This is a genomic window from Blautia sp. SF-50 (assembly GCF_900101315.1).
Classification (GTDB): Bacteria; Bacillota; Clostridia; order Lachnospirales; family Lachnospiraceae; genus Blautia_A; species Blautia_A fusiformis.
Genome location: NZ_FMUW01000005.1, coordinates 179,899 through 190,769 on the forward strand (window position 1 = coordinate 179,899; position 10,871 = coordinate 190,769).

Sequence of the window (10,871 nt, forward strand, 5' to 3'; positions counted from 1 at the left end):
GTTTGTGATAACAGGGGTTGAGAATGGATGGTTTCTCTGAAAACTATATAATAAAATATAGCTTTATAGTATACTTATCACAGAGGTGTATTAATGAGAGAGGAATTTTCATGACATACAATAAAAAAAGGGCACTGTCGTATGGAGGAATCCTGATAAGTGTATTTCTGGCGTATTTCTGCAGGCTGGTAAGACCGGAAAATATTTTTATGAGAAATCTCGCAGATCAGTGTCGTAACTGTATTTATCTGGGAATGTATTGTGCCTGGGTGATTTATCTGGAAAAGCATGTAGTGCATAGAAAAACGCGCAGATGTCTGACTGCAATTGGCTGTCTGATGGTCTTCTGGTTTTTTGTACGGACAGTAAAATTTCATATTTTTCATGATCCGCTTGGAGAACATATCTGCTGGTATCTGTATTATATCCCGATGATCCTGATCCCGGTCCTTGGACTGGCAGCAGCGATGTTTCTAGGGGAAAAGGATGGAGAGAAAACATTCAGAAAAATTATTGCCTTGCTTGCTTTTGCGGTGGTTTTGATCATCAGTGTTTTTACAAATGATCTGCATCAGCTGGTGTTTCGGTTTTCCGGGCGGCCGCCGCTTTCAGATAGAGATTACAGCTATGGTATTCTTTTTATAGTAATCCAGGGATGGATCATATTTTGCCTGATATGGATGGAAATCATGCTGATCAGAAAAAGCAGGATTCCGGGAAGAAAGCAATTTTGGCTGCCGGTTATTCCGGGAATATTGCTTCTAGGATGGAATATCGGGAATTTACTCCGTCTGCCTCTGATCAAAACAATTGCCGGAGATATGACAGCGGTATGCTGCCTTTTGATGGCGGCAATTTACCAGGGATGTATATTATGCGGCCTGATACAGACGAACAATCGATATTTTGAATTATTCCAGACCTCCGGAGGACTGGATGCAGAGATTACGGATGATTCCTTTCAGCGTTATTATCATTCCGGTGATTTTCCTGAGCTGTCACCGGAACTGCGTAAAATTGTAATAAACAGATCAGCTGTACAGGAACAGGGAATCCGGATCAACCATATTCCTATAAGAGGAGGACATTTGTTCTGGTCAGAAGATATTTCGGTGCTTCTGGATCAGTATCAGGATATCCGGGAACAGCAGGAGGAGCTGACTGCCAGAAATCGTCTGCTGCAGAAAACCTATCAGAAAGAAGCTGAGCGGAGAAAAACAGAAGAACAGAACCGATTGCTGAACATGATACAGAATCAGACAGCCGGGCAGCTGGAATTGCTGTCACAGCTGATGGATGAGCTGGAAAGAATGGAGTCAAGGGAACACTATGACCGGATCCTGGGAAAGATCGTGGTTGTTGGTACATATTTAAAAAGAAGAAAAAATCTGGTATTGACACAATATGCATCAGACGGAAATCTGCTTACAATGGAGGATCTCAGACAGAGTCTTGCGGAATCCTGTGACAGCTTAAAATTATGTAAGATCCGGGCGGCTTATTATGTCGAAAATGGTGAAGTGCAGCTGAATGCAGATGATATACTAAAATGCTATGATACCTTTGAATGGCTTGTGGAACGATTGTTTGATACAATGCAGTCTGTTTTTTACCGTGTGTCGCAGATCGATGATGCTTTGCGGATCTCGGTTCATATTGTAGCAGAAGCAGATCTTCGGGGATTAATGTCAGAAAGACCGGAATTAAATGTGCAGCAGGAAGATGAAAACGAATGGTTTATCGGATGTATCGTATTCAGAAAGAGAGGCGGAAGATGACTGATTTTGCGGAATGCAGTATGGCAATGCAGGATTTTTTGATGATCCTTCTTGAAATCTGCCTGATTCTGGAATTGATCCTTCTGTTGATCAGGATAACCTGTTTTTACGGGAAAAAGAAAATTATAACAGCAGTGACTGTTTTTGCAGTTTCTTTTATGCTTATGGGGTTCCTGATGAATGATCACAGATATTGCCAGGGGGAAAGCGCATATCAGCTAATGCTCCGGATGTGTCCGGTCAGTGTTTTGATGGCAGCGATGGTGGTATTGTTGCTTTATCTTTGCTGGGCAATCTGGAGAGAGAGACGCAGATATCATCATTCTCTGTCTTACTGGTCTGTGAATGAAGCTGTTGATGATGTTCCCTGTGGGGTGTGTTTTTCGGATCCTCTTGGAAGGATCGTTTTATGCAACACCAAGATGCATGAACTGAGCAGGATAATGATAGGCTCCTATCTGCAGGATTATGAGGCATTGCGGAAAGTAATAAATGGAGGATCCGAAGCAGAGGGACTTCGCAGATTAAACAGTGACAGTAATGTATTTTATTTTCCGGATGATTCCGTCTGGATGTTTCAGGAATATCGTCTGCAGGAGCCGGATTGTGCAGGATATCTGCAGACAGTGGCAGTTAATGTATCAGAAATTTATTACAATGGTGAAAAGATCAGAGCAAATAATGAAAAGCTGGAAATCCTGAATCATAAGCTAGAGGAAATGTATGAAAAAATCGGAGATAAAATAAGAGAGCAGGAGACACTTGCCATGAAAATGCAGGTTCATGACAATTTTGGCCGAAGCCTTCTGTCAATACGCAGGATATTGGAAAGAAAAGAAAATCAGGATAAAATGGATGAACAGCTATCTGCACTAAAGCATCTGGTCTATATTCTTACAGATTCTTCTGTTGAGAATATGGAAGAATTATGCGCGGATACGATCAGGCATGCAGAAGAACTTGGAATTTATGTTCAGATCAGCGGGAATTTCCCTCAGCATCCCTCCTACAGGCTGCTGACAGACAGAGCGATCCGTGAATGTGTGACAAATTGTGCCAGACATGCCCATGGAAGTACAGTTCTGGTGAAGATAGAAAAAGGTGCAAATGAATACAGCATCCGGATAACGAATGATGGAGATGCACCTGAAAAAAATGCAGAAGAAGGTGGTGGTCTGTCTGCACTGAGAAAAGCTGCGGAGTCAGAGAAATGTATTATGCAGGTTTCTTTTTCGCCGGAGTTTTGTCTGGTGTTGAAAATGCCACTGACAGAAAGGATGGGAGTCTATGGTACGGATACTGATAGTAGAAGATCAGAGGATCATGCAGAAGTATTTTGAAAGTATTATTATGCGGGAACCGGAATTCCGACATGTCCAGACAGTTTCGGATGCCTGTGAAGCTGTAAAGATCTGCTCTTACTCGGCAATTGATCTTGTGCTTATGGATGTGCAGACATTTCATAATCATGATGGGCTGAGTGCCGGAAAGATCATCAGGGAAAAATATCCATATACAAAGGTATTGGTTGTTACTTCGCTGATCGATCCCAAGGTGCTGGAAAGAGCAAAGAGCGGATGTGCAGACAGTCTATGGTATAAGGATCACGGTGAAGAGGAAATACGGAGTGTGATCTACAGAACGTTAAATGGGGAGCATGTATTTCCGGATGTGGCACCGGAGGTGGAACTTAACTGGATCACAAGCGGTGATATCAGTCCCAGACAGCTGGAGATGCTGCGCCTGTATATTCACGGGATGTCATATTCCGAGATCGCAAGGAAAATGGACTGTTCTGCTTCTGGGGTGAGATGGAATTTTCAGGAAATGATCGCCAAGGCGGGATACAGCTGCAAAGAGGATCTGATAGCAGCTGCACTGGAAAGTAAACTGATCGTAACCACACTGAAATAGAAGATCCACAGAATGCAGAAACATATTCGGACAGAGGGAGTTTGGCGTGAGCTGACGGAGCATTCACAAATATAGCATAAGATTTTGAATAATAGGAAAGAGGAAATAGACATGAGCGATTTTTTGACAGAAAAAAATAAAAAAACAGGAATACTTGGGAAACTGAAATGGGTTCTTTGTGGCTTTTTTATACTTTTTTCCCTGGGAGCTATTGGCGCATCGGAGAAGTATATTGGTGAAGGGCGCTGGGGAATGGCAGCAACAGAGATCATACTTGGATTGCTGTTTCTGTATCCAACCTTCCGGGAAATTCAAAAAGCATTAAAGAAGAAAAAAGCTGGAGAAATTGCCTGCTGGTTTGAATCCTATGCCCAGAATACTGTCTCATTTGAAAAGTTTGAGCAGGAACTGGGAAAAGGTGCAGTGAAAAAGCTGGAAAAATTTATTGCGGGGGGATATATCCGGAATATCCAGATAGACAGAGAAGGAAATTATATTATGATCACTGCACCGAACAGACGCGTAAATGAGAAGATCTATATTACAGTTACCTGCCCCAGCTGCGGTGCAAAGAATCAGGTAATAAAAGGTCGTCTGAGCACCTGTGAATATTGCGGACAGCGTCTTACCCCATGACAAAAGACACCTGTCGGATCTGCCCTGTTAAAGATAAAATCCTTGTGCAATATGCTCAATGCATAAAAAGGATATTTTATAAACAAAATTATATAAGTTGCATATAACTAACGCATGCAGCATAACAGAAGTTGTACAAATATCCGTACATCCATAGACGATTGGGATGAAATCATAGAATAAATTTATAAAAATAGCTAATAAAACTGGATAATATGTTCAAATTATGGTACATTTATTGTAGCGGTCAGAGGAAATACTGCGGCCTTTTTTGGGACCGGGATTTTCGAAGGGCTGAACAAATAACAAAGAACTTATTTATTTGGTTTTATTGTTTCTTTCCTGGGAGTGCAGAGAAGGAGGGAACGGATAAGAGCAGATAATCATAAGGATATAATCTTTATAAGGAAGGTGAGCAATTGGAAAACTATACTAAGTACAAGCTGAAAAGCAGTGATGAGCTTGCATCAGTGCTGAACGGCAGGGACAATCTGTTTGTAATCGCCTGTAACAAGTGTTTCAAGGAATTTGAGACCGTTGACGAACCGGATTGCGAGGAATTCCTGAAATTTGCTGCGGAGCAGGGAAAAACCGTCACAGGCAGTGCGAAATTCGATTTTCTGTGCAACAAGATGCACACAGAAAGAAAATTACAGGATCTGCTGCCGGAAGGTACAGAGAATGTAGTTGTGATCTCCTGTGGTCTTGGTATCCAGACTGTTGCAGATCTGACCGGTAAGCCGGTGATCGCAGCAAGTAATACCCTTAACTACAGAGGCCATCACGGCATGGCACTTACCAAAAAGAGCTGTGATGCATGTGCACAGTGCTATCTGAACATTACCGGAGGCGTCTGTCCTATCGTCGACTGTTCCAAGAGTCTTGTGAATGGACAGTGCGGCGGAGCAAAGAACGGGAAATGTGAAGTGGATCCTAACAAGGACTGCGCATGGGAGAAGATCTACCAGAGACTGGCAAAACAGGGTCGTCTGGAAGAGTTCCTGAATCAGCCGGTACAGGTACGTGATTACTCCAAGGTTAACTTTAAGGTGATCAATGATTACGTGAAGTCTATCAGAGAGGATAGACTGAACGGATACTATGGTGGCGTTCATCCGTCAGAGCATAAGGAATTCAGCGAGCATATCGATCTGAAGAAATTCCCGGATCCGAAGACGGTTGTGATCTCCATGTCCCAGCATCTTGGTGCACCTGCCAACCCGATCGTGGAAGTAGGCGACACAGTAAAGGTTGGACAGAAGATCGGAGAAGCTGCCGGATTTATCAGCGCACCGGTACATTCTAGTGTAAGCGGAACCGTAGTTGCTGTTGAGCCACGTATGCATGGTACAAGAGGCAGTGAGGTGATGGCAGTTGTCATCGAATCCGACGGAAAAAATACTCTGCACGAATCCGTACAGCCACATAAAGCCCTGGACGAACTTACACCGGATGAGATCATTGAGATCGTAAAAGAAGCCGGAATCGTTGGTATGGGTGGTGCAGGTTTCCCGACCTGTGTCAAGCTGAAACCTGCAAAACCGGTTGATACCATCCTTCTCAACGGATGTGAGTGTGAGCCATATTTAACAGCAGACCATAAGGTTCTCCTTGAGTTTGCTGATGATATTATTTTCGGTCTGAAAGCGATCCTTAAGACAACAGGTGCTGAGAAGGGCATCATTGTCATCGAGGATAACAAGCAGGATGCGATCGAATTAATGCAGGAAAAAGTTGCCGATATCGGAAATATGGAAGTTTTTGTTGCAAGAACCAAATACCCGCAGGGTGCTGAGAAAACTCTCATCAAGCGTGTCATGGGCAGAAAGGTTCCAAGCGGCGGCCTTCCGGCAGATGTTGGCGTTATCGTAGATAATATCAGTACTGTAAAAGCGATCTCCGATGCGATCCAGAAGGGTATGCCGCTGATCGAGCGTGTTGCAACCGTAACAGGCGAGAAGATCAAGAATCCTGGCAACTTTATCATCAAGATCGGTACCAGCGTAAAAGAGCTGATCGATTACTGCGGTGGATTTACAGATGACGATGTTCTGGTCAAGATGGGCGGACCTATGATGGGATTCCCTCTGAACACTCTGGAGGTACCTATGATGAAGGGCTCCAACGGTATCATCGCCATTGATACAGATGAGACCAAAGAGCAGCCATGTATCAAGTGCGGACGCTGTGTGGACGTATGTCCGATGGAACTTTCTCCTCTGTATTTCGTAAAATATGCGAAAGAAGAGAACTGGCAGGGCATGAAGGACATGAATGTCATGGACTGTGTTGAGTGCAGATGCTGTCAGTATATCTGTTCTTCCAAGATTCCGATCATTAACAGTATCAAAGCCGGAAAAAATGCAGTAAGGGGGATGAAGTGATATGTTGATTACCCAGTTAAAAGCAAAAGAAACTATCGTATCACTGGCAGCCGGAAAGAAAGTTTTTATCATCAACTGCCATGGATGCAAGGAAGTTCGTTTTCCGGAAAAAGAAGCTGTTGAACTTCAGAAGGAGCTTTCCGCTGAAGGAAATGTGACAGGGATCATGACAACGGATTATATCTGTAATCCGGAAAATATGCAGTTACGTCTTCAGAAACACATGGATAAGATCAGAGAAGCGGATCTGGTCCTGGTATTCTCCTGTGGTGTTGGTGTACAGACCATCGCAGAATATCTGGAAGACAAGATGGTATGCGCAGCCTGCGATACATACCCGGTACCTGGTTTCCAGGGTGTAACACCGTTAGAATATAAATGTGACCAGTGTGGTGAGTGTTATCTGAACCTTACCGGCGGGATCTGCCCGATCACAGCATGCTCCAAGAGTCTTGTCAACGGCCAGTGCGGCGGTTCCAAGAATGGTAAATGCGAAGTGGACAGTGACATGGAGTGTGGATGGGAGCGCATCTACAGACGTCTGAAAGAGATCGGACGCCTTGACGCACTGAAATGCCCGACACAGATCCATAATTTCGCTACAGATGATGAAGTGAAATAATAAGCAAAGATTTATTAAGAAGCCAAATTAAATTATGATACGGTTCACCGGAAATATTCCGCAATGTATGCAGCAGAGCAGGTGGACCGTACCCCAAATTTTAAATGATTGGAGCAAATATAATATGAAAATGAAAGAATTATTCGACCGTGGTGAATTTGTAGTTTCTGCAGAAGTAGGACCGCCAAAAGGGATCCATGTAGATGAACTGGTAGAAGAAGCCAAAACTTATCTCAAGGGCGTTCATGCAGTCAATGTAACAGATAACCAGTCTTCGGTTATGCGTCTTGGATCTCTTGCAATGTGTAAAGTTCTCAAAGACGCCGGAATGGATCCGATCTTCCAGCTTGCATGTCGTGACAGAAACCGTATCGCACTGGAGTCTGATCTTTTAAGTGCTGCTATGCTTGGTATTGAGAACATCCTCTGTCTGACAGGTGATCATACGAAGATGGGTGATCATCCGCAGGCAAAACCGGTATTCGATCTTGATTCTGTATCTCTTCTTCATACAGTACAGCTTCTCGAGTCCGGTGTGGATCTTGGAGGAAACCAGCTGGTTGGTGAGCCACCGAAATTCTCCAAGGGTGCCGTTGTATCTCCATGCAGCGATTCCGTTGACGCTCAGCTTGCAAAGATGGAAAGAAAGGTTGCTGCAGGTGCAGACTACTTCCAGACACAGGCTGTATTTGAGCCGGAGAAATTCATCAAATTTATGGAAAAAGCAAAACAGTTCGGAAAACCTGTACAGGTTGGTATCATCATTCCGAAATCTGCTGGAATGGCTAAGTTCATGAACAACAACGTAGCCGGCATCCATGTTCCGGATGAGATGATCGAGGAGCTGAAAGCAGACAAAGAGAAAACAAAAGCTGGTATCACTGGTGTTGAGATCGCTGCACGTATCATTAAAGAGTGCAAGCCATACTGCCAGGGTGTACATATCATGGCACTTGGATGGGAGTCCAAGATCCCGGCACTTCTGGAGCAGGCTGAGATCTGATCAGAACGATTGCTTTATAAAAAATAACCAGAAAAGCTGTCCGGAACCGGATGCAGGAGATGCACACCGACCGGGCAGCTTTTGTGTAAGAAAAAGCTTCTTTATACGGAAAAACTCTTCGGGAAGCCTGCGGGATCCACAGCGGAAGAATTCTAGCTTAAGAGGTAAAGAGACGATGGAAAGTATTATTATCGGGATCGCCGGAGGGTCAGGCTCCGGCAAATCTACATTTACAAACAGACTGAAGAAGCATTTCGGAGACGATGTGGTGGTGATCTATCATGATAATTACTACCGCAGACAGGACGGAATTCCCTTTGAAGAACGTGTGAAGGTGAATTACGATCACCCGGATTCACTGGAAACCGATCTTCTGGTAGAGCATCTCAAAGAACTCAAGGAGGGCAAAACCATCCAATGTCCGGTATACGATTACAGTCAGCACAATCGCTCCGACAAAGTGCTGAAAATCGAACCAAGACCGGTCATTCTGGTAGAGGGAATCCTGCTTCTTGCAGATCCGCGTATCCGAGATCTTCTGGATATCAAGGTTTATGTGGAAGCAGATGCAGATGAGAGGATCTTAAGACGGATCTCCAGAGATGTGGAGGAACGTGGACGGGATTTAAACGGAATCATCGATCAGTATCTTACCACAGTAAAACCGATGCATTATCTGTATGTGGAGCCTACAAGGGCGAAAGCAGATATTGTGATCAACAGCGGTAAGAATAATGTGGCCTTTGATCTGTTTGTGTCAAAGATCGGGCAGCTGCTGAAAGAACTGAAAAAATAATAAGTAAAATAAAAAGCATGTCATACTCTAGGACAGAGCGGATCAGATTGTATCCGTCTGGCTGTGTATGACATGCTTTTTTGACCGGTTCAGGTGAATATGTCTGTATTCACACGCTCTGTGTAAATTTCTCTACATAATATAAAGCTGCACCAATGGCAGGTGTATACTGCCCGTGGGTGCCGACCAGAATCTGGCTTCTGTCCAGGGTGAATGGTGCGTCTGTGTTGATGTGTTCTAACAGATAATTAATATCTTCTTCTGTAAAATAAGGTGCCAGATATCCGCTGATGATGATCGGTGCATCGATGATCAGGTTCAGATTTTTCATGGCAAAGGCCAGATGGTTCAGATAATCTTCCCAGTGCTCAGCAAGCCGGGGGGATTTTTTTTCGCGGAGCAGAGGGAAAAATTCCTTCACAGGCATCCCGGCAGACTGTTCCAGAGCGTTGGCAGAGCAGTAGGTTTCCAGACAGCCATGGTTTCCGCAGTAACATAAAGGGCCGTCAGGATTGACGCACATATGCTCAAGGGTTCCGCTGTGCATGGAACTTCCCTGATGAATTTGATGATTGGTGATAATGGCACCGCCCAGGTTTCGGTTCAGAAGGAACACGACAGCACTGTCAAGCTCCGGGTGATTCCACAGCTCCAGAAAAGCAGCGGATTTGGAATCATGTTCCAGATGGCAGGGGTAAGGAAGATGCCGGGAAAAATCCTCCAGTTTCATTCCGGTATTGTTCATGATGTTTCCGTAGATCACAGTGGAATTATCCGGAGAAGTGATCCCCTGTGTGGCAATGGAAATACCCAGGATCTTTTCATTCGGATAGTGATTTTCTGCGATGAATTTTCGTACTTTATCGGTCAGCTGTCTGTAATATTCTTCTGTGTTGGAATAGGGAAGAGCAATGGTTTCTGTATAAAAGGCATTTCCATATAAGTCGATTGCTGTGATATGGAACATGTTTTTCAGGATCCCGATTCCAATGGAAATCCGGAAATCCGAGACGATCTGGATGGCCTGGGCCTTTCGACCACCTGTGGAATCAAAATATCCGTTTCTGTCAATAAGCCCTTCTTTTTCCAGCAGGTTCAGGTTCTGGCTTACGGTGGAAAGCCCCATCTGAAGATCCTGGACGATCTGCATTTTGGAAGTCTGGTGTGTTTTGTATATATATTGGTAAACCTTGGAGCGGTTTATTTTTTTTAAATTGATGGTGGTTAATCCTTTTTCACTCATGAGATTCTCCTGATAAAAGTAATTATAGATATGTTTAAGTCGTGACATGCTCCCACCACTTAAATCTTACGATTTTGAAGTGGGGGCTTCCTGCTCGATTACCCTTTAGGGCAAAGCTAAAACAGGCTATCCCCGCGTGTCCCGCGGTTTTGTTTTTTATGTTTATCCGGTTACGGATTTTTTTCTTGTGCCGTCAGGCACATTCTTTATAGATTCTTTTTCCTTCTTCACGGATGTTGACTGCTGCATTCACATCCCGGTCCATCCTGTTTCCACATTCACAAACATACATTCTATCCGACAATGCCAGTTCCTTTTTCTTATGTCCGCATAGACTGCAGATCTTGCTGGATGCAAAATAACGGTCTACTTTTATAAGATGTTTTCCACATTCTTCCAGCTTGTATCCCAGCATGAACAGAAACTGCCCGTACCCGTTATCCTGCACACCTTTCCCAAGGTGCAGCCCTCCGGACATTCCCTTCAGATTCAGAT

Annotated in this window: 10 protein-coding genes; 8 read left to right on the top strand and 2 right to left on the bottom strand. The window is 44.0% G+C overall.

Translation table 11 applies throughout. From position 1 onward, the window contains the following. Positions 1 to 110 precede the first annotated feature (110 nt). The 8 genes from BLP57_RS05105 (at position 111) to udk (ending at position 9,133) form a co-directional block, all read left to right on the top strand. Complete coding sequence (locus BLP57_RS05105; RefSeq protein WP_092069869.1) at positions 111 to 1,778, top strand: histidine kinase N-terminal 7TM domain-containing protein; 1,668 nt, start codon at positions 111 to 113, stop codon at positions 1,776 to 1,778. Beyond that, complete coding sequence (locus tag BLP57_RS05110; RefSeq protein WP_242872554.1) at positions 1,775 to 3,118, top strand: ATP-binding protein; 1,344 nt, start codon at positions 1,775 to 1,777, stop codon at positions 3,116 to 3,118. Before BLP57_RS05105 ends, BLP57_RS05110 begins: the two co-directional genes overlap by 4 nt. Further along, positions 3,066 to 3,692: a response regulator transcription factor gene (locus tag BLP57_RS05115; protein WP_022426201.1), complete on the top strand. Its 627-nt coding sequence runs from the start codon at positions 3,066 to 3,068 to the stop codon at positions 3,690 to 3,692. The genes BLP57_RS05110 and BLP57_RS05115 overlap by 53 nt, the downstream gene beginning before the upstream one ends. Before the next feature lie 111 nt (positions 3,693 to 3,803). Then, complete coding sequence (locus tag BLP57_RS05120) at positions 3,804 to 4,328, top strand: hypothetical protein (protein ID WP_022426202.1); 525 nt, start codon at positions 3,804 to 3,806, stop codon at positions 4,326 to 4,328. 419 nt (positions 4,329 to 4,747) lie between these two features. Beyond that, positions 4,748 to 6,712 (top strand): electron transport complex subunit RsxC, encoded by a 1,965-nt coding sequence (gene rsxC, locus BLP57_RS05125; RefSeq protein ID WP_092069875.1) that lies wholly within the window; start codon positions 4,748 to 4,750, stop codon positions 6,710 to 6,712. 1 nt (position 6,713) lies between these two features. Then, positions 6,714 to 7,334 carry a methylenetetrahydrofolate reductase C-terminal domain-containing protein gene (locus BLP57_RS05130; protein WP_021976351.1) on the top strand — a complete coding sequence of 207 codons (621 nt, stop codon included), beginning with the start codon at positions 6,714 to 6,716 and terminating at the stop codon, positions 7,332 to 7,334. A 124-nt stretch (positions 7,335 to 7,458) separates the two neighbouring features. Further along, positions 7,459 to 8,337: a methylenetetrahydrofolate reductase gene (locus BLP57_RS05135; RefSeq protein WP_015526188.1), complete on the top strand. Its 879-nt coding sequence runs from the start codon at positions 7,459 to 7,461 to the stop codon at positions 8,335 to 8,337. A 175-nt stretch (positions 8,338 to 8,512) separates the two neighbouring features. After that, positions 8,513 to 9,133, top strand: a complete 621-nt coding sequence (udk, locus tag BLP57_RS05140) for a uridine kinase (RefSeq protein ID WP_021976352.1) — start codon at positions 8,513 to 8,515, stop codon at positions 9,131 to 9,133. Between the two features lie 109 nt (positions 9,134 to 9,242). On the opposite strand, the gene BLP57_RS05145 is transcribed toward udk, so the two are convergent. Both BLP57_RS05145 and BLP57_RS05150 read right to left on the bottom strand, forming a co-directional pair. Next, positions 9,243 to 10,376 (bottom strand): ROK family transcriptional regulator, encoded by a 1,134-nt coding sequence (locus tag BLP57_RS05145; protein ID WP_044962240.1) that lies wholly within the window; start codon positions 10,374 to 10,376, stop codon positions 9,243 to 9,245. Positions 10,377 to 10,569: 193 nt separating this feature from the next. Next, positions 10,570 to 10,871 (bottom strand): RNA-guided endonuclease InsQ/TnpB family protein (locus tag BLP57_RS05150; protein WP_092069878.1); only part of this gene is annotated, 302 nt, incomplete at its 5' end.

What these genes read in the sequence shown, in the direction of transcription:
- udk (WP_021976352.1), top strand. Translation starts at nt 8,513, where the DNA reads ATGGAAAGTATTATTATCGGGATCGCCGGAGGGTCAGGCTCCGGCAAA.
- BLP57_RS05120 (WP_022426202.1), top strand. Translation starts at nt 3,804, where the DNA reads ATGAGCGATTTTTTGACAGAAAAAAATAAAAAAACAGGAATACTTGGG.
- BLP57_RS05130 (WP_021976351.1), top strand. Translation starts at nt 6,714, where the DNA reads ATGTTGATTACCCAGTTAAAAGCAAAAGAAACTATCGTATCACTGGCA.
- BLP57_RS05115 (WP_022426201.1), top strand. Translation starts at nt 3,066, where the DNA reads ATGGTACGGATACTGATAGTAGAAGATCAGAGGATCATGCAGAAGTAT.
- BLP57_RS05145 (WP_044962240.1), bottom strand. Translation starts at nt 10,376, where the DNA reads ATGAGTGAAAAAGGATTAACCACCATCAATTTAAAAAAAATAAACCGC.
- BLP57_RS05105 (WP_092069869.1), top strand. Translation starts at nt 111, where the DNA reads ATGACATACAATAAAAAAAGGGCACTGTCGTATGGAGGAATCCTGATA.
- BLP57_RS05110 (WP_242872554.1), top strand. Translation starts at nt 1,775, where the DNA reads ATGACTGATTTTGCGGAATGCAGTATGGCAATGCAGGATTTTTTGATG.
- BLP57_RS05135 (WP_015526188.1), top strand. Translation starts at nt 7,459, where the DNA reads ATGAAAATGAAAGAATTATTCGACCGTGGTGAATTTGTAGTTTCTGCA.